We start from the raw sequence: 25911 nt of genomic DNA, 5'->3' as shown, positions 1-25911 counted from the left end.
AGATGGTTTCTAAACTATTTCAACGATTTCTACACAGTCAAACTTCTGGTGGAATCACTTTAATTTTCTGTACAATTTTTTCATTAATAGTAGCCAATTCAATGTTTGCCGAATCTTATCAACATATGTGGCATATTGACTTATTTGGACATTCTTTAGCACATTGGGTGAATGATGGTCTGATGGCAATTTTCTTTTTCTTAATTGGATTAGAGCTGAAACGTGAAATGATGATTGGCGAATTGTCAAGTTTAAAAAAGGCAATATTACCCATTTTTGCTGCAATAGGAGGTATGCTTGTACCAGCAGGAATATTTGCTGCGTTAAATTATGGTACAGATACAATCAATGGATTCGGAATACCAATGGCAACTGATATTGCGTTTGCAATCGCTGTTATTACCATGTTAGGAAAGCGAGTTCCGATGTCTTTAAAAATATTCTTAACCGCATTAGCTGTTATCGATGATTTGGGAGCAATATTGGTTATCGCGCTATTTTATCCAAATCCAGAATTACCGTTTGATATTACTCAATTTGGATTAGCAATGGGAATTTTAGCAGGATTGTTCGCTTTAAATAAATTTAAAGTAAAATCTATCATTCCTTATATTATTGGAGGAATTGCAGTGTGGTGGTTTATGTTACATTCGGGGATTCATGCTACAATTGCAGGGGTTTTAGTTGCGTTTACTATTCCTTTCGAAAAAGATCAAACGAAATCTTTATGTGCTAAAGTAGAACATGCATTACATCTACCAGTCGCATTTTTAATATTACCAATATTTGCATTAGCAAATACAGCAATTACAATTGATGGAGATGGGTTCTCGCACTTTAGTTTTCCATTAGCAGCAGGTATTTTCTTAGGATTAGTTGTAGGAAAGCCAATTGGTGTAACCTTAGCAAGTTTCATAGCAGTTAAATTAGGGTTATGTGAATTACCAACAGCTGTAAATTTTAAACGTGTTTTTGGGGCAGGTTTACTAGCAGGTATTGGATTTACCATGTCTATTTTCGTGTCGATGCTAGCATTTAGTGATCCACAATATGTAAACGAAGCTAAATTGATGATTTTAGTAGCATCTGTTACAGCAGCGTTATTAGGATTCTTTTACTTGAAAATGACATTAACTAAAAGACAAGATTTTTCTGATTAAGAATAATCTAAATATATAATCAAGGTCGATTTTTTCTTCGGAAGAAATCGACTTTTATTTTATACCTGCGTATCTTCGTGTAAATTTTGAACAAATGAGAACGTATCAAGAAACCATCGATTGGTTATTTTCTAATTTACCAATGTTTCAGCGTGTAGGCGCATCAGCAATGAAAAAAGATCTGACGAATATTACAGAATTATGTGAATATTTAGGTAATCCTCAGAAAAAGTTTAAATCAATTCATGTTGCAGGAACAAACGGAAAAGGAAGTACGTCTCATATGTTGGCTTCTATTCTTCATGAAGCTGGATATAAAGTTGGATTAACAACATCGCCACATTTAAAAGATTTTCGCGAGCGTATTCGTATGAATGGTGTAATGTGCGAAGAAGAATTTGTAATTGATTTTGTTCATCAACACGAACAAAAAATTTTAGCACAAGGCGCATCTTTTTTCGAGATAGCTATTGCAATGAGTTTTGAATATTTTGCGCAACAGCAAGTTGATATTGCAGTAATCGAAACAGGTTTAGGTGGACGATTAGATTCTACAAATATCATCTTACCAGAATTATCAGTGATTACGAACATTGCGTTAGAGCATACTCAGTTTTTAGGTGACACATTAGAATTAATTGCTTTTGAAAAAGGAGGTATTATCAAACCTAATAAACCTGTGGTTATTGGAGAAACAACTATGGAAACTAAAAAAGTATTCTCTGATTTAGCTACTGAGCGTCATTCGAAAATTGTGTTTGCTGAAGATAAACATTTTCAAGATCTACCTTCAGATTTAATAGGTTCTTATCAAGTAAAGAACAGGCGAACTGTTTTAACAGCAATTGAAGAGTTAAAACATCAAGGTTGGGAAATTACTGAAAACAATATTTCTGATGGACTTTTAAATGCTGTAAAAAACACAAATTTGAGAGGACGTTGGGATATTTTAGCACATGAACCTTTAATTGTTGCAGATACTGCTCATAATCCACATGGATTATTAGAAATAGCGAATCAAATCAAGCAACATGAATTTAATCATCTACATTTAGTTTTAGGTTTTGTAAATGATAAAGATGTGAAGGAAAGTCTTTCATTCTTTCCAAAAAATGCTATTTATTATTTTTGTGAACCTGATGTTCCTCGAAAACTTCCTATTGTCGAATTGCGTAATATAGTTCCTTCAAATTTAAATAATGTTCAATATTTTGAATCTGTCGACAAAGCTTTACAAGCAGCAAAACATGCCGCAGCTTCTAACGATATGATATATGTAGGTGGAAGCACATTTGTTGTTGCAGAAGTTATTTAGCGTTATTTTTTTTTTAAAAAATAATTTTAATTAAAGGATATTTTAGTCTGAATTTAACATCTTATATAGCATATTGTTATGTGTTTGATTTGATGTTAAAACATTATTTATCATGTAGTTAAAATCTGTAAAAATTGTTTTTTTTATCCATAAAGGAATATTTGTATATTTTTTTAAAGTACCTTTGTGCCGGTTTAATTAATAGGTTTTTATGAAAAGATATTTACTAGGTCTAGCATTAGCTATGTCAAGCGCAAGTTTATTCGCGCAGGTTGGGGTTGGAACTGATACTCCAAAAGCTACATTAGATATTGTAGCAAAAAATACTTCAGGAACATCTACTGATGTTGATGGGGTTTTAATTCCACGCGTGGATAGAGCAAGAGCTCAAAGCATGACACAAGTTGCTCCATCTACTTTAATTTATGTAAATAATTCTACAACAGGAGAGCAAATTAATCAAACAAAAAATGTAGATTCAGAAGGATTTTATTACTTTGTTTTAGATACTGCAAATTCTACAACAGAAGTAAAAGGATATTGGGTGAAATTAGGTGCAGAATACGCTAAGCCAGAATTTTTCTATATGCCTTCTGTTTTATTACCAACATTAGCTACTGATACTAAAATTTCAGCTGATGGTACATCTGGATATTCATATAGCAATGGTGTTTATACAGTTAATTTATATAGCTTGTTCAACAAACAATTTGGTACACCGGTAAAATCAAGTTCAGAATCATCTAACTTAACAGGTTTTGTTTTAGATGCAAATCAATACGATTACTTTATCACTTATATTGATGAAACAGTTTTTGATAAAGAATCAATCATTTTATTACCAGATGGTAAGGTTTCTTACAAAGTAAAACCAGACGCTATTATTAGAAATGGATCGTTTATGAATGTTGTATTAAAAGTTAAATAATACTTTAAACTATTGTTTAAAAGATTGAATTGTTTAATTAAAATTAATACAAATGAAATTCATAAATAAATTAAAATATACAATACTGATACTTTTTGGATTCTTCCAAATGGTATTTGCAAGTGCTAATGATGGAGGTATTTCATCAAATTCATATCATAAAATTCAAAGTTTATTTAAAACAGAATTTTTTGATTTTACTTCTATAGTTAATGATATTTGGAATAAGAATTCTTTGGTAGATATTATTCAGGCAAATGATAATGTAATTAACTATTCAGTTAAAAGATCATCACTAATTTCTGATGATTCAATAGATGGTAATATTGGAAGCATCATATTGTCGGGTGTAAATAAGAATGCTCGTATATCTACAACAGGAAACTGGCCGTTAGGTTACTCTATTGACACAGAAACTGGAGACTTAGTAATAGCAAATGCAGCCAACAGAATTGCCGGTCCATTACAATATACAATTTGTAATTTATTAGGAGTGTGTAGTACGGCTAATATTACTATTGATAATGGTACTGTTTCTAATGCTGTAAGTTCAATTTTTACATTAGAATCTGAGGTTTTAGAATCTTGTTTTACTGGTAATGCGAATACTAAAAAAGTAAGATATACTTTAAAGAATGTTTCTGGTAGAGAAATCACAATTGATGAAGAATCTGCAACAGCAACATTTGGAGGAAAGAAAATAAAATTCAATGGGGATAATATTAATGTTAATTCACTTAATGTTATTTCTGGAAATATGAGTTTTACTGGATTGATTGGTTATGTAAAGGAGAAAACATTTGCAAAAGATGAAGTTGTAATTTTTGAATTGAATTTTTCTTCTTTGAATTTTTCAGATGAAATTACAGGTGGATTAGAGTTAAGATATGGTAATTCTACAGCTTCTGGTCCTATGGACAATCCAGATCTAACTTTAAGAGTTTCTAATACGATATATAAAACTCCTTCTAAACCCAATGTATCTAATAACGGGGTTATATTATTAACTCCAGGAGCTTCATATACAGTTTATCAAGCTTCAGGTTTAACAGATGCGCCTTCTACTTTAAGATTTTATGATGCAAATAATGTTGAAATTCCTTTTGACACACCAATAGACATGACTTTTACTGAAACTCTAGAATATTCAGTAACAAAAGTATCGGTTGCAGGTTGTGAAAGTCAAAAAACTTATTTAACATTTTCTAAAACAACTGTAGAATTACCAAATCCTGGAGAAGTTTCATTATCAAGTAATAGTTCGGGCGCAACAATTTCTGAAACGACTATTTGTCAATTTGTTGATGAATTTAATCAAGATAATGAAGAAATAATTCAAAACTCTTTTACGATTTATAATAAAGCTGATGGTCAAGGAACTTATGTAACTCCTAATGGAGCTAGATATGCCTTAAAATACTCTTGGGAAGTTAGTTACGATGACGGATTAACATGGTATACTTTCGAAGATTCAGATGGAAATGCACAAGGAGAAACAAGTAATGGTAAAAAAGAAATTACTATTAACAATGTTAAAAAGGATGTTTGGATTAGAAGAAAAGCTCAAGAAAGACCAGAAGGTACAAGACCAAATCGATTTGCATTTTCAAATATCATCAAAATTGAAGTTCAGAAAAATGAAATTATTTTAAGCGGTGGTAACTATCATACAAGAGCTTTAACATTTCTTGATGCTGAGGATGAAAATGGTTTATTAGTTTTAAATGAAGAATTAAATAAATTTGTTTTTCCTGAAATTACAACATCGGTTCCAAGTATCATTCAAATTATAGGTGAAGATGGAACTATTTATAATCCTGGTGATATATTTAATTTTACAGCTGAAGGTACTTATAGTTTTACGATCAAAGCTAAATCTATAGCTGGAGAAGGTGTAATAGGAAATTGTGAAACTTTTGCAACATTATCTCTTACTGTTTATGATTTAAACAAATGTAAAATAGTAACAGATAAAATTATCGCAACTCAAAGTGGTAGTTGGTATACAACATTAGCAGGATTAGTTGCTAATTCTGAAAATGCGTACGATAATGATATGTCTACACATTCAACAATATCTATTGTCCTTGGAGCATTAGGTTTAGGTACAACATGGCAAAATTTAATGTTCGATCATGTTGTTGAAGCAGGTACGCCTCTAAAGGTTAAACTTGGTCAAGAATATTCAGGTGTTCAAGTTGCAGGAGGTATTACTATTGTTGGTTTAGACGAAAATGGTAATCAAATTGGAGCCATTAAGTCTGTTGGTGAAGGTGCATTATTAGATGCTTTAACTGGTGATAATGTATTTGAGTTTTCTTTTGTACCTACGGATGGTAACGGAGTAGCTAAACCTTACAAAGGTGTTCGTGTAATTTTAGGAAGTGTATTAGCTTTAGGTAATAATGCGGTGCTTTATGGTGCGTACTATGAAAAAGAAAGAATTATTCAAGATAATGAGCCTACAGTACAACAGCCTATATATGTAAAAGGAGCTAAATTACCCGTAACTAATACTCAAGAGAATCAATTACGTTACATAATGCCTGAAACACCAGAAGATATTGTAGTTTTAAAACCAGAAAATTCTGAAAGGGGAATCAAATTAAATGATTATGTAAGTGATGTGTCATGGGGAAATCAGGATGCAGGTCTTGGGGTAGCAACTGCTTTATCGTCTGTCGTATATCCTTATTTGGCTGTAGATGATGATCCATTAACGTATACAATATTCAATAAAACGGTTGGGGCTTTAAATGTTCAAACATTAAATATAAATTTGAGAAGAACTGCTCGACCTGGAGATGAAATTGAAGTTATAATGACTAATGAAGGTACAAATTTATTGTCATTAGATTTAGGTGCTGATTTTACAGTACAACGCTATATGGATGATGTACCTGTTGGAGCTGAAATTGCAAGTAATCAATTTAAAGTTATTAATTTAAATTTATTCCTTTTTAAAGATCCAATTCCACGCTTCCGTGTTGCAGGTATTAATCAACCATTTAACAGAGTTGAATTTAGATATTTCAGTGGTGTTCAAGCGAATCTAGGTAATCAAATGTATTTACATGATGTTTCAATAGTTCCTCAGTCAGTATTCGATGGAAATCTAAATGTTACAGATAATGTTGAATTATGTGCGGCAGATTTTATTAAATTTAAGAAACCAAGTGCTTGTACAGAGTATCAAGTTAGTTTTGTATTGGGTAAAGAAGTTCAAAAAGATGTATTAAATCCTGACGGAACAACTTCTACTATTACAAGCTACGATGAGCTAGAAGATTTACAATTAGAAGATAATTTCTTAAAACGAGTTTATGAGAATAATACAGAAGCTTATTATGAAATTAAAAGATTGTATGAGTTAGCTCCAGATCAAATTTTATTATTAAAAGTTCAAACTATACAGAATGGAGAAAATTTTGGAGGACCTCAGTATATTAGGGTATCTCTTAAAAACTGTTTAGAGAGTATTGTTAACCCAGTAATAAATCTTGATACTAAAGAATTAAATTAATATAATATAAGGAGTACAGAAATGTGCTCCTTTTTTTTATTTAATATTTTCAAACCTTCCTTGCTTCGCAACTCAGTTTCGCGAGTCCGTTCACCAAAGTATTTCGTAATGTCTGCTTTTTAATGAAGCATTCATTACAAAATAATCAATTCCGGCTATCACTACCATTGTTGTTTTTATATATTCATTTCCATTTCGTCATTCTGAACTCGTTTCAGAATCGCATCGTAATAATCAATTAATCTTCCTATAATAAAACCGACATTTAAGTCGTTTGCGTTAAGAAAAATCACTTGTTGAAGGATAAGAATGAATTACTGAGCGATAGCGAATGATTTAATTCATTCCCGTAACCAAGAGGTTTTTTAGCAAAAACGATTTACAGTCTTGATTTTTTGAATACTTTTTTATCAAGAAAAAAGTATTGATATATAAATAAGATTATACTGTTTGTAATTATTTTACCTAAGCCACACTGTGGCTTCTCCTTTTAATTTCAAATGTTTTGTGTCAAGACAAAAATGAAAGTATGCTATACATAATATAGAAAACTACCTAATTCTACAGAAAACGCTACACCAAAACACATATCTAAATTAATTTCAAAAAATATTTCGCTTCTGTTCAGTCAGTTAAGAATAAAACTGAAAATAATTCACAAAACCATTTGGAAAGCTGAAATATCTTGCCCTATATTTGCACTCTCAATACGAAAGACGAGTAGTATTGAAAATTGAAATCGCGAGGTGAATGATCGAAATTAATAACGAGAAAAATAAATGAAAATTTATTTTGCAGTTTAAAAATAAGTCTTACCTTTGCAACCGCAAACAACGAAAGAAGTTTGCATGAAACGAGAAGTTCATTTGAAATTACAATATAGACAGAAGAAATAAAAGCCGAATATAAATTAACGGTCAATCCTTGAATAATAGAGCTAAAGGAAATTCGAAGTTGTAAAACATAGAAGCGTTAAGCTTCAAACAATATTTATTTACAATGGAGAGTTTGATCCTGGCTCAGGATGAACGCTAGCGGGAGGCTTAACACATGCAAGCCGAGGGGTATTAGTAGCTTGCTACTGAGAGACCGGCGCACGGGTGCGTAACGCGTATGCAACTTGCCCTACTGAAAGGGATAGCCTTTTGAAAAGAAGATTAATACCTTATAACAGTGATTCTGGCATCAGAGACACTTGAAAGATTTATCGCAGTAGGATAGGCATGCGTAAGATTAGATAGTTGGTGAGGTAACGGCTCACCAAGTCAACGATCTTTAGGGGGCCTGAGAGGGTGAACCCCCACACTGGTACTGAGACACGGACCAGACTCCTACGGGAGGCAGCAGTGAGGAATATTGGACAATGGGTGGAAGCCTGATCCAGCCATCCCGCGTGAAGGATGACGGCCTTATGGGTTGTAAACTTCTTTTATATGGGGATAAACCTACTTACGTGTGAGTAGCTGAAGGTACCATATGAATAAGCACCGGCTAACTCCGTGCCAGCAGCCGCGGTAATACGGAGGGTGCAAGCGTTATCCGGATTTATTGGGTTTAAAGGGTCCGTAGGCGGACCAATAAGTCAGTGGTGAAAGCCCATCGCTTAACGATGGAACTGCCATTGATACTGTTGGTCTTGAGTGAGGTTGCAGTGGCTGGAATGTGTAGTGTAGCGGTGAAATGCTTAGATATTACGCAGAACACCAATTGCGAAGGCAGGTCACTAAGCCTCAACTGACGCTGATGGACGAAAGCGTGGGGAGCGAACAGGATTAGATACCCTGGTAGTCCACGCCGTAAACGATGGATACTTGCTGTTGGGTTTTCGGATTCAGTGGCTAAGCGAAAGTTATAAGTATCCCACCTGGGGAGTACGTTCGCAAGAATGAAACTCAAAGGAATTGACGGGGGCCCGCACAAGCGGTGGAGCATGTGGTTTAATTCGATGATACGCGAGGAACCTTACCAAGGCTTAAATGCATAATGACGTATTTGGAAACAGATATTTCTTCGGACAGAATGCAAGGTGCTGCATGGCTGTCGTCAGCTCGTGCCGTGAGGTGTTAGGTTAAGTCCTGCAACGAGCGCAACCCCTATCATTAGTTGCCAGCGTTTAAAGACGGGGACTCTAATGAGACTGCCAACGCAAGTTGAGAGGAAGGTGGGGACGACGTCAAGTCATCACGGCCCTTACGTCTTGGGCTACACACGTGCTACAATGGTAAGTACAGAGGGCAGCTACTTGGCAACAAGATGCGAATCTCGAAAACTTATCTCAGTTCGGATTGGAGTCTGCAACTCGACTCTATGAAGCTGGAATCGCTAGTAATCGCATATCAGCCATGATGCGGTGAATACGTTCCCGGGCCTTGTACACACCGCCCGTCAAGCCATGGAAGCTGGGGGTACCTGAAGTCGGTGACCGTAACAGGAGCTGCCTAGGGTAAAACTGGTAACTAGGGCTAAGTCGTAACAAGGTAGCCGTACCGGAAGGTGCGGCTGGAACATCTCATTTTTAGAGAACGACGAATTTTCTTCTATTAAATTAGAAGATTGACTGTTTTATTCGGTTTTATTTACTGTCGGATTTGATTTCAAAGATATATATTACAAAGACCACTCTTTAAGAGTATTAAAGAGTCTCATAGCTCAGCTGGTTAGAGCGCTACACTGATAATGTAGAGGTCGGCAGTTCGAGTCTGCCTGAGACTACTAATAGAAATAAAGAGGGGATTAGCTCAGCTGGCTAGAGCGCTTGCCTTGCACGCAAGAGGTCATCGGTTCGACTCCGATATTCTCCACCAAGCTATAAACGAAACTCGAAATTCGAACTTCGTGAAAAGCAGAAGAGTTCATTGACATTATTAGAAAAAGATAACAAGAAAATTGTTAACGACATACAATCAAACAGAGATTAAGAAATTAATCAAAGCAATATAGAATTAAATAAATAAACGATTTAATTCGGCATTGAAGGTATACAATTAAACAAAAAACGAGTAAGATTAACATAACCGCTCATTAATATGACGGTTAAATTATGAAAAAAGTTACTAAGGGCGTACGGCGGATGCCTAGGCTTTGAGAGGCGATGAAGGACGTGATAAGCTGCGATAAGCTACGGGGAGCGGCACATACGCATTAATCCGTAGATTTCCGAATGGGACAACCCGGCATGTTGAAGACATGTCACTGCGCAAGCAGAGCGAACGTTGGGAACTGAAACATCTAAGTACCAATAGGAAAAGAAATCAATTGAGATTCCGTAAGTAGTGGCGAGCGAACGCGGATTAGCCCTAAAGACTTTATAATTTTAGCAGAATAACCTGGAAAGGTTAACCGAAGAGGGTGATAGTCCTGTAAGCGAAAAGGTTATATAGTTGATAACGAGTAAGGCGGAACACGAGAAATTCTGTCCGAATATGGGAGGACCATCTTCCAAGGCTAAATACTCCTCAAAGACCGATAGTGAACTAGTACTGTGAAGGAAAGGTGAAAAGCATATCGAATAGATAGTTGAAATAGAACCTGAAACCGTACGCCTACAAGCGGTCGGAGCACGAAAGTGTGACGGCGTGCCTTTTGCATAATGAGCCTACGAGTTAATGTCACTGGCAAGGTTAAGTACTTCAGGTACGGAGCCGAAGCGAAAGCGAGTCTGAATAGGGCGATATAGTCAGTGGTATTAGACGCGAAACCTTGTGATCTACCCATGGGCAGGTTGAAGCTTTGGTAACACAAAGTGGAGGACCGAACCGGTTGACGTTGAAAAGTCTTCGGATGACCTGTGGGTAGGGGTGAAAGGCCAATCAAACTGGGAAATAGCTCGTACTCCCCGAAATGCATTTAGGTGCAGCGTTTAGTGAAGTATATTAGAGGTAGAGCTACTGATTGGATGCGGGGGCTTCACCGCCTACCAATTCCTGACAAACTCCGAATGCTAATATATGTTTCTAGGCAGTGAGGGCATGGGTGCTAAGGTCCATGTCCGAGAGGGAAAGAACCCAGACCATCAGCTAAGGTCCCCAAATATATGCTAAGTTGAAAAAACGCGGTTGGATTGCATAGACAGCTAGGATGTTAGCTTGGAAGCAGCTATTCATTTAACGAGTGCGTAACAGCTCACTAGTCGAGCGATCCGGCATGGATAATAATCGGGCATAAGCATATTACCGAAGCTATGGATTAGTACATTAGTACTACTGGTAGGGGAGCATTCTATCGACGTCGAAGTCACCTGGTAATGGGTGGTGGAGTTTATAGAAAAGAAAATGTAGGCATGAGTAACGATAAAATAAGTGAGAAACTTATTCGCCGTAAGACTAAGGTTTCCTAAGCTATGCTAATCAGCTTAGGGTTAGTCGGGACCTAACACGAACCCGAAGGGGGTAGTGGATGGCAAACGGGTTAATATTCCCGTACCTGCTCTCAACAAAAGTGACGGATGATCGTAGGTGGTGCGTACTGACGGAATAGTACGTTGAACTTAGGTAAACTAAGGATAGTACACAAAGCCTTCGGGTGGCGTGATAATCCACTGAACATTGTCCCTAGAAATAGCGAGAGAAGCAGCCCGTACCGTAAACCGACACAGGTGGTCGAGGAGAGTATCCTAAGGCGCTCGAGTGAGTCATGGTTAAGGAATTAGGCAAAATAGTCTCGTAACTTCGGGAGAAGAGACGCTGGCAGAGATGTCAGCCGCAGTAAAAAGGCCCAGGCGACTGTTTATCAAAAACACAGGACTCTGCAAAATCGAAAGATGACGTATAGGGTCTGACACCTGCCCGGTGCTGGAAGGTTAAGGAAGGGGTTAGCTTCTGCGAAGCTCTTAACTGAAGCCCCAGTAAACGGCGGCCGTAACTATAACGGTCCTAAGGTAGCGAAATTCCTTGTCGGGTAAGTTCCGACCTGCACGAATGGTGTAACGATCTGGGCACTGTCTCAACCATGAGCTCGGTGAAATTGTAGTATCGGTGAAGATGCCGGTTAATCGCAACGGGACGAAAAGACCCTGTGAACCTTTACTATAGCTTTGTATTGACTTCGGGTAAATAATGTGTAGGATAGGTGGGAGACTATGAAGCAGCATCGCTAGGTGTTGTGGAGTCATTGTTGAAATACCACCCTTTATTTACTTGGAGCCTAACTCCCTTAGGGAGGACAGTGCATGGTGGGTAGTTTGACTGGGGTGGTCGCCTCCAAAAGAGTAACGGAGGCTTTCAAAGGTACCCTCAGCACGCTTGGTAACCGTGCGTAGAGTGTAATGGCATAAGGGTGCTTGACTGTGAGGCCAACAAGCCGAGCAGGTGCGAAAGCAGGACATAGTGATCCGGTGGTTCCGTATGGAAGGGCCATCGCTCAAAGGATAAAAGGTACTCCGGGATAACAGGCTAGTCTCCCCCAAGAGCTCACATCGACGGGGAGGTTCGGCACCTCGATGTCGGCTCGTCACATCCTGGGGCTGGAGAAGGTCCCAAGGGTTGGGCTGTTCGCCCATTAAAGTGGCACGCGAGCTGGGTTCAGAACGTCGTGAGACAGTTCGGTCTCTATCTGTTGTGATCGTTAGAAGTTTGAGCGGACTTGACTCTAGTACGAGAGGACCGTGTTGAACAAACCTCTGGTGTATCAGTTGTGCCGCCAGGTGCACCGCTGAGTAGCTACGTTTGGATGAGATAAGCACTGAAAGCATATAAGTGCGAAACTCGCCGCAAGATTAGACTTCTTTAAAGGGTCGTGGCAGACTACCACGTTGATAGGCTATAGATGTAAAGGCAGTGATGTCATAGTCGAGTAGTACTAATTACCCATAAACTTTTTCAAATATTAATTTAACCGTCATAGAGAAGGTTAGTTAATCTTATTTGAATTGTGTACTGGATTGTATCAAAATAAATAAAACAAACACTTGTATTCAAGTATCTAATAATGTTGATAATATATTAGGAATCAAACCTAAATAAAAATATCTAAGAAATTAGGGTGGTTATAGCGAAAGGGCTCACCTCTTCCCATTCCGAACAGAGAAGTTAAGCCTTTCAGCGCCGATGGTACTGCTATTGCGGGAGAGTAGGTCGCCGCCAGTTTTTAAAAAGAATCCTCAATCATTTAGTTGGTTGGGGATTTTTTGGTTTCAGGTGATACGTAATATGTTTTAATTGTATGGTGTAATTATATATCATGTAAAGCGATTAGTTTATAGATTCTCTTTCGATGATATTTAATATTTTGTCTTGATTATACTTAGTCTTATCACAAAAATTTTCATAGCTTATTGATACAATAGAATCTTTTTTGTAAATATACATTATTGCTTCGCCTTTCCTTTTTATTATTGTATCTCCTTTTGAAATATACTTAGCAAATGGCTGCCATCCTCTTGTGTCGGGATTAAAATATTCAGACTTATTTGTATCAAGATTTTTACCTTTTAATTTTAATGTACCTAATGCAAATGAAGACTTTTCTGTATTATAATTCCTTTCAACAATAATATTAGATTGTTGATTTAAAACTAATTTATGAAAGTCGTAACATTGTGATTCGCCACATCCATAAAATATTATTGATATAAATAATAACAATGTTTTTTTCATTTAATAAAGGTTTTTATAATTCAAAATAACTTTTCTAAATTACTATTAATTCTATTATATTCAAGTACAATAATAGTTTATTTGTCATTTTTTCAATATTACAATTAGTTAGTTTTCTGTAGAAAAGAATTTTCTTCTAGTAATAAATTGTTATTTTAAATATTAATTTGTACTCACCAATTTTTTCAATAAAATATACTAGAATAAAATAATAGTTTTGAAATAGGATTCACTATTTTAGACGATATTTAAAAAATTGAAATGGAAATACAATATTACTTCGAAATTTTTGGAGTTGTATTTTATGGAATATCAGGAGCATTAGCTGCGGATGAAAAGTCGAGTAAAGATTGGTTTGGAGTTACTTTTACAGCTTTTATAACCTCTTTAGGAGGTGGTACAATTCGTGATGTTTTATTAGGTGCGTATCCAATTGTGTGGATTAAAGATGTAAATATATTATATGCGGTAGCTACAGGAATTATCCTAGCAGCTTTGTTCTATAACTTCTTTATGAAATTGCGTAAAACATTTATGTTATTTGATACTTTAGGAATCGCATTATTTACAATTGTGGGTGTTGAGAAAGCCTTAGGTTTAGGTGTAAGTCCAGTAGTCGCAATAATCATGGGTATGTTTACCGCAATTATGGGAGGTGTTATTCGTGATATGATGATTAATGAATTACCAATTGTCTTTAGAAAAGAAATTTATGCATCTGCATGTTTAGCTGGTGCTGTATTATATGTGTTGTTAGACACATTAGGTATAGATCGGACATTGAATTTCTTTTTAGCAGGTAGTTTAATTGTAGCAATAAGACTATTAGCTTTACGATACAATTTAGCTATTCCGAAATTTAAAAGTCATTAACGATAAATATTGATTAAGTGGAGCATAAAGCTTCACTTTTTTATTGTTAAAGCTTAATTGTAATTTTATTATTAATTAAATAATACTCATATTTGTCGCCCTTTTAAAAAAAATATGCAAATACAATATATATTCGAATTGATAGGTACTTTGGCTTTTGCAATTTCTGGAGCTTTAGCTGGAGATGAACGTCAAAAACACGATTGGTTTGGTATTACTTTCATCGCTTTTATCACTGCGATTGGTGGTGGAACGATCCGAGATTTGTTTTTAAATAGTTATCCTTTAGTTTGGTTTAAAGATATGAATATCGTTTATACAATATTTTTAGGGATAATCATGTCAAGATTATTCTATAAAAAATTCAACCAACTGAAATTAACATTAATGTTATTCGATACGTTAGGAATTGCTTTATTCACAATCGTTGGATTAGAAAAAGCTCAGTCTTTAGGAGCAAACGATTTTATATCTGTTGTGATGGGAATGTTTACAGCAGTACTTGGCGGAGTTTTAAGAGATACTTTAATCAATAAAACACCTACAATTTTTGTGCAAGAAATTTACGCAACTGCTTGTATAATAGGTGGTGTTATTTATTTGATTTTAGATGATTTACAATTAGATCGTAATATAAATTTTATAATTTCGGGTAGTGTAATTGCAGTTATTCGAATTATTGCTGTTAAATTTAATCTATCATTACCAAAATTTTACAAATAATGCATTTAACACCTTTTGATTCTACAATTTGGACTGGTAGAATAGATATTGAAGATGGAGAATTAGGCAATAGAATTCATCAAATTATAAAGCCATATAATGACTTGGACACAGCTTCCAAAGTACTTGTAGGATTTTCATCAGAAGAAGGTGTTAATAGAAATAAAGGTCGTTTAGGTGCAAAAGAAGCACCAGATTCAATACGCAAAGCTTTAGCAAATTTACCTTTACATTTTTCCAATCAAAAGATTTTTGATAATGGTAATATTAATGTAGAAAAAGATTTAGAAGCAGGAAGAGATAAACAAATAGAAATTGTAACTTCTATATTAAATCAAAATAATTTTCCAATAGTAATTGGTGGTGGACACGAAACTGCTTTGGGAAATTTCTTGGCTTTTATACAACGTTATCCACAAAATAGTGTAGTTATTAACATTGATGCACATTTTGATATTCGTATTCCTACTATAAATTCCACATCTGGAACACCGTTTTACGAGATGAAAAAATATTGTGAGGATAATAAAATTGAATTTAATTATATAGCAATTGGAATACAAGAATTAGGTAACACCAAAGCTCTATTTAATCGTGCGGATGAAATTAAAGCCGAATATATATTAGCAGACGAACTACACGCAAATTTTAATCGTGTTTTAGATGAAGTTAAAATCTTTACCGAAAAATTTGAAAATATTTATATTACGTTAGATATGGATGTTTTCGATGTAGCTTATGCGCCAGGAGTTAGCGCGACGACGATTAATGGTTTAACACCTTTTCAAGTTAAATATCTTCTAAAACTTTTAAAGAAATCAAATAAAGTAAAAATATTTGATATCGTAGAAGTTAATCCAACTTTTGATCGTGATAATCAAACATCAAAATTAGCTGCACACATGATTTATGAACTATTAAGAGATTAAAATAAAATATTTTACAATATTTTGTAACCTTTTTAGTTTTTCTTCGTATATAATATAAAGAGCCTAATCTATTAGGCTTTTTTATTCAAAACAATCATTCATATAAAAAGGAGGTTTTTAGTTAAATGAGACAGCTTAAAATTACAAAGCAGGTAACAAATCGTGAAACTGCGTCGTTAGATAAATACTTACAGGAGATTGGTAAAGTAGATTTAATTACAGCAGAAGAGGAAGTAGAATTAGCACAACGCATTAAAGCAGGAGATCGTGTTGCCTTAGAAAAATTAACAAAAGCAAACTTACGTTTCGTTGTATCTGTAGCGAAACAATACCAAAATCAAGGGTTAAGTTTACCAGATTTAATTAATGAAGGAAACTTAGGTTTAATTAAAGCTGCACAACGTTTTGACGAAACTCGTGGTTTCAAATTCATTTCATACGCTGTTTGGTGGATTCGTCAATCAATTTTACAAGCGTTAGCAGAACAATCTCGTATCGTACGTTTACCATTAAATAAAATTGGTTCTATTAATAAAATTAATAAAGCTTACGCTTTATTAGAGCAAGAGCACGAACGTGCACCATCTGCTGAAGAGATTTCTGAAGTTTTAGATATGTCTGAAGGTGATGTAAAAGAGTCGATGAAAAACTCTGGTCGTCACGTATCGATGGATGCTCCATTAGTAGAAGGTGAAGATTCTAACTTATACGATGTATTAAACATCGGTGAATCTCCATCGCCAGATATGCAATTAATGATTGAATCTTTACGTGTTGAGATTGAACGTGCATTACAAACATTAACTCCACGTGAGGCTGATTTAATTCGTTTATACTTTGGTTTAAATGGGCAACACCCAATGACTTTAGAAGAAATCGGAGAAACTTTCGATTTAACTCGTGAGCGTGTTCGTCAAATTAAAGAAAAAGCAATTCGTCGATTAAAACATACTTCAAGATCTAAAATCTTAAAAACGTACATCGGACGTTAATATAATATTGAAAGCAGCTTCTTTTAGAGCTGCTTTTTATTTATTAATTTATCATTAACTTATATTGTGAATTTAAAATTAAAGGATAGAGATAAATCTCTATTTTTCTTTGAAAATAAAAAGGCAGATCCTCGTTTTGTAGGGGTTTGGAAAGGTACTGACCACGGAAAATTTTTTGAAGGTGAAACAAATAGTTGGGTGGTTAATAGAAAACCAGACGGAACTTTATATATTACTTTTAAAACAATTCATGCTGATGATGAAGTTACCTATGCAGAAGAAAAAGGTGTTTGGTGCGTAATTGGTGATGAATATTTTGAGTTCAGAGAATCTGACCAAAAGAAAGATCAATACTCATTTTTATTTTTATCAAATAATAGTATTCATTTTACTATTAACGAAGAAAAATCTGGCGAAGAACCATATAACTTCGTAGATTTTAAAATGTTGTTAGATTAGGAAGTATTTAATTTTATATTTGTGTTAATTACAACTATGAATTAACACAAAATGAAAAAAACATTTTTTACTCTCTTATTATCATCTACTATTTTCGCTCAAGAAAAAGCAACCGATTTAAAATCAATACATATTAATGTCATCGGAATCGGTGCATCTTACGAAAAAGCTTTAGCAGATAATTTTACTGTTTTAGGAAATATTAATTATTCTACAATTAATTTCAGAGGTACTAATGATAGCCTAGATATGGATCTTACAATAAAATTAGGATTGGAAGGAAGATATTATTATAATTTTGATAGACGACTTTCTAAAGGAAAATCAACATTAAATAATTCAGGTAATTATGTAGGCTTAAAGATAGATTATTACACAGATTGGCTATCAACCTATGAAGGTATCGGAAAGGATGATGACTTTGTGAAATTAGTTGCTAATTATGGTATAAAAAGAAATTTTGGTAAGCAATTTTATTATGAATTCAATACTGGTTTAGGATTAATTGTTGATTCTTATCATTCATATAAATATTCGGATGATGGTGGTGTTAATTGGATTTATTCAGACAAAAAAACTGAGCTTAGTTTTTTACCAGAAGTAGGATTTAGAGTAGGATACAATTTTTAAAAATATTTCAATCGCTGTACACACAGCGATTTTTTTATTTCCGTACCTTTGCACCACAAAATACAAACAAACAATAAAACAAAAATTATGGCAATTATAGCACCTTCAATCTTAGCTGCAGATTTCGGGAATTTAGCAAAAGACATCGAAATGGTAAACAATTCACAAGCTGAATGGTTTCATTTAGATGTGATGGACGGCGTATTCGTTCCGAATATTTCTTACGGAATGCCAATTATCGAAAAAATTAATTCGTTAACGGATAAAGTTTTAGACGTTCACTTAATGATTGTTGATCCAGATCGTTACATTGCAGATTTCAAAAAAGTAGGTGCAGATATTTTAACGGTTCACTACGAAGCGTGTACACATTTACACCGTACAATTCAAGCCATTAAAGCAGAAGGAATGAAAGCTGGTGTTGCATTAAATCCGCATACGCCTGTATCGGTTTTAGAGGACGTTATCAACGATTTAGATTTAGTTTTAATCATGAGTGTGAATCCAGGTTTTGGAGGTCAAAAATTCATTGAAAATACATACAACAAAGTTTCTAAATTAAAACAAATGATTACAGAAGCTGGAGCTGATGTAATTATCGAAATTGATGGTGGAGTAGGCGTACAAAACGCAACGCAATTAATCGAAGCGGGTGCTGATGCATTGGTTGCAGGTTCGGCAGTTTTCAATGCGGAGAATCCAACAGAATACATCGCAGCTTTAAAGAAAGCATAAGAATTACAATTCTAAATATATCTTGAAACTGAATCAGCAATGATTCAGTTTTTTTATGAATAAAATTTTAAACTGGCCTCTAAATCTAGGACGTATTGTAAATAAATTGAATAAAGGATTAGAATGAATTAGTGAGCGAATGCGAATTATTTAATTCATTCCCAAAATGAGATTTATTTTTAGTCCAATAGATTTAAAGCCTTGATTTTTTGAATACTTTTTTATCAAGAAAAAAGTATTGATGAATAACCAAATGAGAATACTCGTTTCCCAATTTTCTAATTCTCATATTAACTAATTACCTTTGCAATATGAGTTTTACCCCAAAAGACAATTCGAAAAAGATTTATACGATTGATGAAATTAAAGACAAAATGGCCAAATATTGTCTTTACCAAGATCGTTGTCATTGGGAAGTAGAAAAAAAATTGCGCGAATTTGATTTAATTCCTGAAGCCAAGGATGAGATTTTATATAAACTAATTCATTATGGATTTTTGAACGAAGAACGATTTGTACATTCTTTTGTGCGTGGAAAAGTCAATCAAAAATTATGGGGAAGAAATCGACTTCGACAAGAATTAAAAATTCGTCAAATCGATGGAAAATTAATTAATAAAGCGTTTAAAGAAGAAATCGATCCAGAAAAATATTGGAACAATTTAGTTCGATTGGCGCAAAAAAAACACGATGCTTTATATAGCGAGCGTGAATCCTTTAAAAAAATGAATAAAATCAAAGCGTATTTGGCTTATAAAGGCTATGAATTTGATTTAATAAATGAAGCGATTCAAGTGATTGAGAAAGATTAATTTTTTATCTTTAATCAAACACTTGATATGAAATATTTTTATTCATTTATAATTCTAATTTTCTTTTTAGGATGTGAAAAAAATAAAACTTCTTGGCCTGCTAATGCAGAAATTCCAGAGGAAATCAAAGATGAAAAGTTTTACAAGACTTTACAACAAGTAATAGATATTACTGAAAAAAATAATATCGAAGTTTATAATATCAATGTAACGTTTACAGAAAATCAGATTTATTTTTTTACTTCAGAAATTATCGAAGATTGTATGTACGGTGATTATTATCAATTACCGATTAAAATTAATCATAAAGATTACGCTTTAATTCTAACAAACAATAAATTCTTAAATAATCATATTGATTTTAAAGATTTAATGTACGTTCCAGAACTCCAACATATAACTATGATTTGTTATTATTTTGATGGATTAGCTTTCGCTTATCGTAAAAATGAGATTGGCGAGTATCAATTAATAAAAGTATTGCATTACGATTTTTTGAACGATGATTTTATTTTAGGAGAAGATCAGGAATATTTTCCTATAATGGAAAAACCTGAATTAGTTGAAGAAATTCAATAATAATAAAACTCCGAAGTTCGAATTTCGAACTTCGGTTTTTTTATTTTAAAACTTGCTCAATTCTTTTTCAAAATTGGCTAAGTAATTGGCCAAATGTAAACCATCCACGAAACCGTGATTGGCCTCTACCGAAACAGGCATCATCATATTGTCGCCTTGTTGATAAGCTTTACCGAAAATAATGCGAGGAATAGATTCTTTTGTACCATAATTTGATGGTTGAATTAATCCTGTAAATCTCGACCAAGGAAAAGTAGAATGACGAATTAATCCTAAAGTTAAATCTTCGTTTTTGATGTGTAATCCTACACATTCTTCCACTTCTTTAATCTCTTGCTGTAATTTTGCATTAAACGTTTCAAAATCGTCCGAATAAGGAATAAAGGCAAATCCAAACGTTCCGTCTTTTCGGCCGATAGTTGTTCCGCAATCAATGTGATCGTAAATGAAAATTTCACCATCTTCTAAACGATATTTAAATTCTTCCACACTGTTTTCGGCTTGCATCGAACAAAATAAATATGTCGCAAAGAAAGATTGCTTGTTGGCTTTCGCAAATTGATACGCTTTTGTACAATCTACTTCCGCAACCACACCTACATAAGGATTATCTAAATTAGAAAATAAATCAAAATGTTCTTTTCTATTCCAACCTTCAGCATTAAAAATTCGTTTCATGTAACAAAAATAAAACCTTCTTATCGGAATAAGAAGGTTTTTGAATTATTTATAGAAACTCCAATTGTTACCATTAAATATAGCTATGACTTTATTGAAAGAATCATAACACATCATTCCAATAGGTGGATCAACTATAGTTTGATGTGGTCTATCAACATGTGGTAGAGTTATAGTTCGATGATCACTTTCTAATACCAAAATACCTTTAGGATGGTTGGTTACATCTTTTTTATCTGTAATTATGATTCCATTATTTGAAGCTATTTCTTCGTTTGTATTTACTTCTACATTTATACTTCCTTGTTCTGTAAGGTCTATCCAATTATGACCATCATAATATTGGATTTTAGAATTATTAAGGTTTACTCTAAAAGTTCCTTCAACAGGGGAAACTGTGTTATAATGATAAGGTAAAACAATACCATTAATATTCCCTTTGCCGAAGTCTATTAACGAAGCTCCTCTTGCATCACTTCTTCCGAAACTTACTTGTGCATAATTAATAGAAGAAAGCCCAAATCCTATTATAAGAGTTAATTTAATTTTATTCATTATTGTACACAACTTGCAGTTAAACATTTCCATTCTGTTCCATTAAATAATTTGACACATTTATCAAATTGATCATAGATTATCATTCCTTCAATTCCTTGATTGTGATTTATAGCAGTGTTTGCTGATGAAACACTAGGAATTACAAAACCTTTTTCTTTTGACTCTAACACAAGGTTTCCACCATTAACATTGTTTGGCCAATTTGGGTTATTTTGAATTTGAGTTGTAATTCCTACATTTGAGGGAATTATATTTCCAGTCAATTGAGCAGGCTGATTACAAGCAATGGAAGAACATAAATTGTTAAAATCATCCATAACTTCTATATCCGATAAAATTGAATTTGTTACATGGATATAAGCAATATTAGTAGGAGATTGTTCGTCTCTTACACGTAAGTCGTCTTTAATAAATAAGATATTGCCATTAGCTGGAACTTTATATAATCCAGCTGAATCATTGTAAGTAGATACTTTTTTTCCGTTAATATAAACTGTAATGATATTTGTAGCACTATTACGAGATAGAGTTAGGTAAGTATATTCGGCGTGAGAATTAGATAATAAATCGTTCCCTACATTTCCATTAGGATAGAAGTTTAATCCATTAGAAAGTCTGTAGATTCCCGCATCAGATTCCCCGTCACTAAAATCTATAAGACGTGCCCAACCTCCTAAATAAGGATTTAAACGAAAATATAAGCTTATGGTATAATCATTATACAATTCACCAACACCATCATTAAATATTAAACCAGCATTATCAGCTACGAAATATACAGTTCTAGATACGCCACAGTTTATAACCTCATCTTTTATAAACTTATTATCCAAATGTTGATTAACATACGAGGTTGGAACAAGTTCGTTTTCTCCAGTTGAATCTTTTAAATTCATGAACATAGGGAAAGTTCGGTTCACTTTTCTTACACATAAATTTTTATAATTGTTAATAATTTCAGTAGATGTAAATGCTCTATTTTCAATTTTAATTTCACCAACAAAAGCTTTTTTATCATTAAAAAAAGTAAGAGGAGATTGTTTTGTAAATGAGAAATTATTGTTAGGATCAGCTATTTGACCAACAAAATTACCATTCATATAAATTTGTAAAACACCAGGGTTTTTAACAATTGTTAATAAGTTATAGTTATGAATCATCAAAGATGATAAACTTAAATTATTGGAAGTTGGGGAAAAATATAATCTGTCATTTTGGTAAGTGATAGAATTATTATTCCCAAAGTTTATTAATTGATTTACGTCAGATTTAGAAGCTACTTTAAAATACAGACTGATAGTAAATTTATTGTAAACAAAATAATCTTCATCTTCATAAATAAAGCCTTCACCTTGATTTAAAGTATAGAAAACTTTTCGATCTCCACAGTTTGTGTTTTTATCGGAATAAAAATTTTGTACATTGTATGAATCCAACGATGGTACAAAATTTAAATTTTTTGTGTTTGTTTGATTACTTAGATTTCCATTAAATTCAAACGATTCATTAACAATTTTTGGACAAAATTCATTTAGAGTTAATTTAATATCATCTAAATCTTTAATCGAATTTGAAATATTAAAATATTTAATTTTAATATTAGTTAATGCAGAATTTATATTGTTTAATAAATATACATCTCCATTTGCGTTAATAGCAATATCATTATTAATATCTAAAACAGTTCCCAAATATATTTTATCCGCATAAACTTTTATTTCTTTCGTAGATCCGTCTTTAATAAATGATAACAAATTGAATTCTTGTGAATCTTGTGCAGGAATATTAAAAGTATAATCATTTATGGAAGTTTTAACAAGTAATTGGTTTCCATTTTGATAAATTCCTTTGGCAGAATCATCAAAGCTTATTAATTTTATAGATGAAGTATTATTATTATGAAAATATAACTTCAAGGTAAAGTTGTAGTAATACATTCCATATCCATTGTTATATTTAATTTTAGATTTTGGATTTGCATTATAAGTGTAGGCTGATGTATTACAATTAGAAATTACATTGTTTGAATAATTATTTGAACTGTGTGAATTATCTACAGAGCTAACAATTAAAGGATTTGTATTAGATAAGTTATTTAATGTTTGATTAAATAAATAGGTATTATCAATAGTAACATTACATATTGATGTAAATTCATTTTTGATTTTATCCAGAGTATAAACTTCATTTGTATATTTGAATAAAGCTAATGATGTTGTAGAATTATCGTTTACCTTACAAATTTTAGCTTCATAGGTATCTAAAAATTTAAAAATTTTATCAGAATCTAAATACGTTCCCAATAAAATATTATTGCTATATATATTTATTTTATTATCAGAATCGTTTCTAGTAATTGCTAAATCAATCCAAGAATTTTCATCTTGTCGGTTTAGTGTAATATTACTTGTATTTCCACCAAAATATAATTTATTATTTACTAATGAAATTTTACGATTTGTACCATTATTAGAAAAATCTATTAACGAAATATTATTACTACTTGATGAAGGTTTAATTTTAAAAATAAAAGTATAATTTAAATCAGATTGCGATTTGTTTTTGAACGTTAAATCATTATTTGAATTAATTAGTAATGCATTACGATTTACTTGACAAGAAGGATCGTAAACTTGGCCAAAAGTCGTTGTTGATGAATTTGATAAGTTAGAAGAATTATCCGTATTATTTAAATTATTTAAAAACAAATAACTTTCTTCTAAAATAGGATTTGTAGCTTTCTCAAAAATCTTTCTAATTTCATCAGCAGTTTGTATATAGTTGGCCACGTTAATATATGCCACTTTCGCAACATTTTCTTCTCCTCCATTATCTTTAAAGAAAGTAAATTTTTTATCAGATTGAATTTTTAAAGCGTCAGAAGTATTCGTGTATTCTTTATAAAAATCTCCATTTATATAGATTCTTACTGTATTTGTTGATGCTTTTCTTGATATACCTATATGAGTATAATTATAGCCAGATTTTGGTAATAATGAAGGTCTATCATTAATTCCAGAACCATAAACGTAAAGTCCAGTTCCATATCTATATACACCACCTTCTAAATTTCCAAACATTTGGATTCGATTATAGCTAGTGTACGCAGGCATGTAATAGATTACATTATAAGTATAATCTTTAAAATTGTTAATATCGTCTATCGTATAAACTAAACCATCATTTGCCTGAGATTTATTGTAAACCTGTTGGGTTTTACTTCCGACTTTTACATAGTCTTGAATAAAGCTTCCTCCTGAATTGCTTAAAAGTTTTGTAAGATATTTGGCTCTACTTTCAGCTTTTAAATTTCCTTTAAAATAGAATTCGTCATTGATCTGTTGCCCATAGAGTAAATAAGTAAAAAAAAATAAGAATAAATAAAAATGTTGTTTTTTCATGAGTATTTGTAGTAAATTTTAACAAAATTATCCAATTAAGACTTATGATTTTTTAAAATACAGGGTTTAGGTAAAATTTTTAATCAATAAATATAACAATATAAGTAATTAGTAAACTTTTATTCTATTGTATTCTAGTGTTATTAATGATTTTATCGCTTAGTATATTTAATATCATACCAACAATAATAAATAAAATACCTAGAGCCAAGCTCAAAGTAAAGTCTTCTCCGAATAATATCACACTTACAGCAACTGCGACTACAGGCTCAAAAGCTCCTAAAATAGAAGTAGGTGTAGAACCAATGTATTTTATCGCATAGATTAATGCAATACTAGAAACGACGGTTGTTACAAACGCAAACGTGAAAAAATTAAATGCAAGGGAATAGGATGGTAATAAAAATGGATCTTTGTTGATTATCATTTTTACCGCATAATAACAGGTTGTAAATAGAAACGAATAAAAACTAAGCGTAAATCCTTTTAATTCTTTTACGTTTGATTTATTTACGGTTATAATATATAGTCCATAACTTAAAGCACTAATTAAAACAATTCCTAATCCGACTGGATTTAAATTAAATTCGCCATTTTTAAAACTCAATAATAATACACCTGCTAACACAAAACCAATGGAAATAATTACAGAATTTGTAATTTTTTCCTTGAAAAAAATAGCCATTATGATTGCAACAATTAGTGGATATATAAATAAAAAAGTGGAGGCGATACCTGGTGTCAAATAATCGTAAGCTAAGAAAAGTGTTTCTGCAGAAATCGCATATAATAAACCTAAAATGATTAACACAGGAATTTGTTTTATACAAATTTTAATCGATTGTTTTCTTATAAATAAATAGGTTCCTACAATTAGAGCAGAAAATAAAAAACGATAAAACAAAGTCGTGTCTAACGAAAAATTTGCTTGTTTAACGGGTATGATAAATAATGGAATTAATCCATAGGAGATGGATGAAAGTAATCCTAATGCGTAACCTTTGAATTTCATAATTGAAAAAA

At 32.8% G+C, this 25911-nt stretch carries 18 protein-coding genes, 2 tRNA genes and 3 rRNA genes; 18 read left to right on the top strand and 5 right to left on the bottom strand.

Annotated elements, in window-relative coordinates; all coding sequences use genetic code 11:
• Nucleotides 1-2 precede the first annotated feature (2 nt).
• The 9 genes from nhaA to rrf all read left to right on the top strand — a co-directional run bounded on the left by nhaA (nucleotide 3) and on the right by rrf (nucleotide 13009).
• Entirely contained in the window at nucleotides 3-1160 is a 1158-nt protein-coding gene (gene nhaA / locus J9309_RS03245) for a Na+/H+ antiporter NhaA (RefSeq protein ID WP_230477003.1), read from the top strand.
• 94 nt (nucleotides 1161-1254) lie between these two features.
• A complete protein-coding gene (locus tag J9309_RS03240; RefSeq protein WP_230477002.1) occupies nucleotides 1255-2475 on the top strand; it encodes a bifunctional folylpolyglutamate synthase/dihydrofolate synthase in 1221 nt (406 codons plus the stop codon).
• A 211-nt stretch (nucleotides 2476-2686) separates the two neighbouring features.
• Complete coding sequence (locus J9309_RS03235) at nucleotides 2687-3403, top strand: hypothetical protein (protein ID WP_230477001.1); 717 nt, start codon at nucleotides 2687-2689, stop codon at nucleotides 3401-3403.
• A gap of 52 nt (nucleotides 3404-3455) precedes the next feature.
• Nucleotides 3456-6926: a hypothetical protein gene (locus tag J9309_RS03230; protein ID WP_230477000.1), complete on the top strand. Its 3471-nt coding sequence runs from the start codon at nucleotides 3456-3458 to the stop codon at nucleotides 6924-6926.
• Nucleotides 6927-7922: 996 nt separating this feature from the next.
• Nucleotides 7923-9441 (top strand): 16S ribosomal RNA (locus J9309_RS03225).
• Nucleotides 9442-9564: 123 nt separating this feature from the next.
• Nucleotides 9565-9638: transfer RNA gene (locus J9309_RS03220), tRNA-Ile, on the top strand.
• 16 nt (nucleotides 9639-9654) lie between these two features.
• A tRNA-Ala gene (locus tag J9309_RS03215) sits at nucleotides 9655-9730 on the top strand.
• Between the two features lie 239 nt (nucleotides 9731-9969).
• Nucleotides 9970-12746: ribosomal RNA gene (locus tag J9309_RS03210) — 23S ribosomal RNA — on the top strand.
• Nucleotides 12747-12901: 155 nt separating this feature from the next.
• Nucleotides 12902-13009, top strand: a 5S ribosomal RNA gene (rrf, locus tag J9309_RS03205).
• Together the 16S, 23S and 5S rRNA genes with 2 tRNA genes alongside form the textbook arrangement of a ribosomal RNA operon.
• A 105-nt stretch (nucleotides 13010-13114) precedes the next feature.
• Here rrf and J9309_RS03200 read toward each other — a convergent pair.
• The gene (locus J9309_RS03200; protein ID WP_230476999.1) at nucleotides 13115-13519 is read right to left on the bottom strand and encodes a hypothetical protein; all 405 of its coding nucleotides are present in this window, start codon (nucleotides 13517-13519) and stop codon (nucleotides 13115-13117) included.
• A 261-nt stretch (nucleotides 13520-13780) separates the two neighbouring features.
• Between J9309_RS03200 and J9309_RS03195 the strand changes: the two genes are divergently transcribed.
• From J9309_RS03195 to J9309_RS03155, 9 genes are all read left to right on the top strand, one after another.
• Nucleotides 13781-14392, top strand: a complete 612-nt coding sequence (locus tag J9309_RS03195) for a trimeric intracellular cation channel family protein (protein WP_230476998.1) — start codon at nucleotides 13781-13783, stop codon at nucleotides 14390-14392.
• Nucleotides 14393-14506: 114 nt separating this feature from the next.
• Nucleotides 14507-15115, top strand: a complete 609-nt coding sequence (locus tag J9309_RS03190; RefSeq protein ID WP_230476997.1) for a trimeric intracellular cation channel family protein — start codon at nucleotides 14507-14509, stop codon at nucleotides 15113-15115.
• On the top strand, nucleotides 15115-16044 hold the full coding sequence (hutG, locus tag J9309_RS03185; RefSeq protein WP_230476996.1) for a formimidoylglutamase: 930 nt from the start codon (nucleotides 15115-15117) through the stop codon (nucleotides 16042-16044). The genes J9309_RS03190 and hutG overlap by 1 nt, the downstream gene beginning before the upstream one ends.
• A 125-nt stretch (nucleotides 16045-16169) precedes the next feature.
• On the top strand, nucleotides 16170-17036 hold the full coding sequence (locus J9309_RS03180) for a sigma-70 family RNA polymerase sigma factor (protein WP_121933638.1): 867 nt from the start codon (nucleotides 16170-16172) through the stop codon (nucleotides 17034-17036).
• Between the two features lie 66 nt (nucleotides 17037-17102).
• Nucleotides 17103-17495: a hypothetical protein gene (locus tag J9309_RS03175; RefSeq protein WP_230476995.1), complete on the top strand. Its 393-nt coding sequence runs from the start codon at nucleotides 17103-17105 to the stop codon at nucleotides 17493-17495.
• 51 nt (nucleotides 17496-17546) lie between these two features.
• A complete protein-coding gene (locus tag J9309_RS03170) occupies nucleotides 17547-18125 on the top strand; it encodes a DUF3575 domain-containing protein (protein ID WP_230476994.1) in 579 nt (192 codons plus the stop codon).
• Nucleotides 18126-18212: 87 nt separating this feature from the next.
• On the top strand, nucleotides 18213-18860 hold the full coding sequence (rpe, locus tag J9309_RS03165) for a ribulose-phosphate 3-epimerase (protein WP_230476993.1): 648 nt from the start codon (nucleotides 18213-18215) through the stop codon (nucleotides 18858-18860).
• A 311-nt stretch (nucleotides 18861-19171) separates the two neighbouring features.
• A complete protein-coding gene (locus J9309_RS03160; RefSeq protein ID WP_230476992.1) occupies nucleotides 19172-19672 on the top strand; it encodes a regulatory protein RecX in 501 nt (166 codons plus the stop codon).
• A gap of 27 nt (nucleotides 19673-19699) precedes the next feature.
• On the top strand, nucleotides 19700-20251 hold the full coding sequence (locus J9309_RS03155) for a hypothetical protein (protein WP_230476991.1): 552 nt from the start codon (nucleotides 19700-19702) through the stop codon (nucleotides 20249-20251).
• A 45-nt stretch (nucleotides 20252-20296) separates the two neighbouring features.
• Here the strand turns inward: J9309_RS03155 and J9309_RS03150 are convergent, their stop codons facing one another.
• From J9309_RS03150 to J9309_RS03135, 4 genes are all read right to left on the bottom strand, one after another.
• The gene (locus J9309_RS03150; RefSeq protein ID WP_230476990.1) at nucleotides 20297-20929 is read right to left on the bottom strand and encodes a CatA-like O-acetyltransferase; all 633 of its coding nucleotides are present in this window, start codon (nucleotides 20927-20929) and stop codon (nucleotides 20297-20299) included.
• Nucleotides 20930-20974: 45 nt separating this feature from the next.
• Nucleotides 20975-21517 (bottom strand): hypothetical protein, encoded by a 543-nt coding sequence (locus tag J9309_RS03145; protein ID WP_230476989.1) that lies wholly within the window; start codon nucleotides 21515-21517, stop codon nucleotides 20975-20977.
• The gene (locus tag J9309_RS03140) at nucleotides 21484-24888 is read right to left on the bottom strand and encodes a LamG domain-containing protein (protein WP_230476988.1); all 3405 of its coding nucleotides are present in this window, start codon (nucleotides 24886-24888) and stop codon (nucleotides 21484-21486) included. The genes J9309_RS03145 and J9309_RS03140 overlap by 34 nt, the downstream gene beginning before the upstream one ends.
• A gap of 124 nt (nucleotides 24889-25012) precedes the next feature.
• Complete coding sequence (locus tag J9309_RS03135; RefSeq protein ID WP_230476987.1) at nucleotides 25013-25900, bottom strand: DMT family transporter; 888 nt, start codon at nucleotides 25898-25900, stop codon at nucleotides 25013-25015.
• Between the last annotated feature and the right edge of the window lie 11 nt (nucleotides 25901-25911).

The sequence above is a fragment of the Faecalibacter bovis genome, from assembly GCF_017948305.1.
GTDB classification, from domain to species: Bacteria; Bacteroidota; Bacteroidia; order Flavobacteriales; family Weeksellaceae; genus Empedobacter; species Empedobacter bovis.
This window is presented reverse-complemented; position numbering and strand designations above follow the sequence as displayed.

Excerpts from the sequence above, each read along its gene's own strand:
- J9309_RS03195 (WP_230476998.1), top strand. The coding sequence starts at position 13,781 with ATGGAAATACAATATTACTTCGAAATTTTTGGAGTTGTATTTTATGGA.
- J9309_RS03170 (WP_230476994.1), top strand. The coding sequence starts at position 17,547 with ATGAAAAAAACATTTTTTACTCTCTTATTATCATCTACTATTTTCGCT.
- J9309_RS03230 (WP_230477000.1), top strand. The coding sequence starts at position 3,456 with ATGAAATTCATAAATAAATTAAAATATACAATACTGATACTTTTTGGA.
- J9309_RS03235 (WP_230477001.1), top strand. The coding sequence starts at position 2,687 with ATGAAAAGATATTTACTAGGTCTAGCATTAGCTATGTCAAGCGCAAGT.
- J9309_RS03155 (WP_230476991.1), top strand. The coding sequence starts at position 19,700 with ATGAAATATTTTTATTCATTTATAATTCTAATTTTCTTTTTAGGATGT.
- J9309_RS03240 (WP_230477002.1), top strand. The coding sequence starts at position 1,255 with ATGAGAACGTATCAAGAAACCATCGATTGGTTATTTTCTAATTTACCA.
- nhaA (WP_230477003.1), top strand. The coding sequence starts at position 3 with ATGGTTTCTAAACTATTTCAACGATTTCTACACAGTCAAACTTCTGGT.
- hutG (WP_230476996.1), top strand. The coding sequence starts at position 15,115 with ATGCATTTAACACCTTTTGATTCTACAATTTGGACTGGTAGAATAGAT.
- J9309_RS03145 (WP_230476989.1), bottom strand. The coding sequence starts at position 21,517 with ATGGAAATGTTTAACTGCAAGTTGTGTACAATAATGAATAAAATTAAA.
- rpe (WP_230476993.1), top strand. The coding sequence starts at position 18,213 with ATGGCAATTATAGCACCTTCAATCTTAGCTGCAGATTTCGGGAATTTA.
- J9309_RS03200 (WP_230476999.1), bottom strand. The coding sequence starts at position 13,519 with ATGAAAAAAACATTGTTATTATTTATATCAATAATATTTTATGGATGT.
- J9309_RS03160 (WP_230476992.1), top strand. The coding sequence starts at position 19,172 with ATGAGTTTTACCCCAAAAGACAATTCGAAAAAGATTTATACGATTGAT.
- J9309_RS03190 (WP_230476997.1), top strand. The coding sequence starts at position 14,507 with ATGCAAATACAATATATATTCGAATTGATAGGTACTTTGGCTTTTGCA.
- J9309_RS03180 (WP_121933638.1), top strand. The coding sequence starts at position 16,170 with ATGAGACAGCTTAAAATTACAAAGCAGGTAACAAATCGTGAAACTGCG.
- J9309_RS03135 (WP_230476987.1), bottom strand. The coding sequence starts at position 25,900 with ATGAAATTCAAAGGTTACGCATTAGGATTACTTTCATCCATCTCCTAT.
- J9309_RS03150 (WP_230476990.1), bottom strand. The coding sequence starts at position 20,929 with ATGAAACGAATTTTTAATGCTGAAGGTTGGAATAGAAAAGAACATTTT.
- J9309_RS03140 (WP_230476988.1), bottom strand. The coding sequence starts at position 24,888 with ATGAAAAAACAACATTTTTATTTATTCTTATTTTTTTTTACTTATTTA.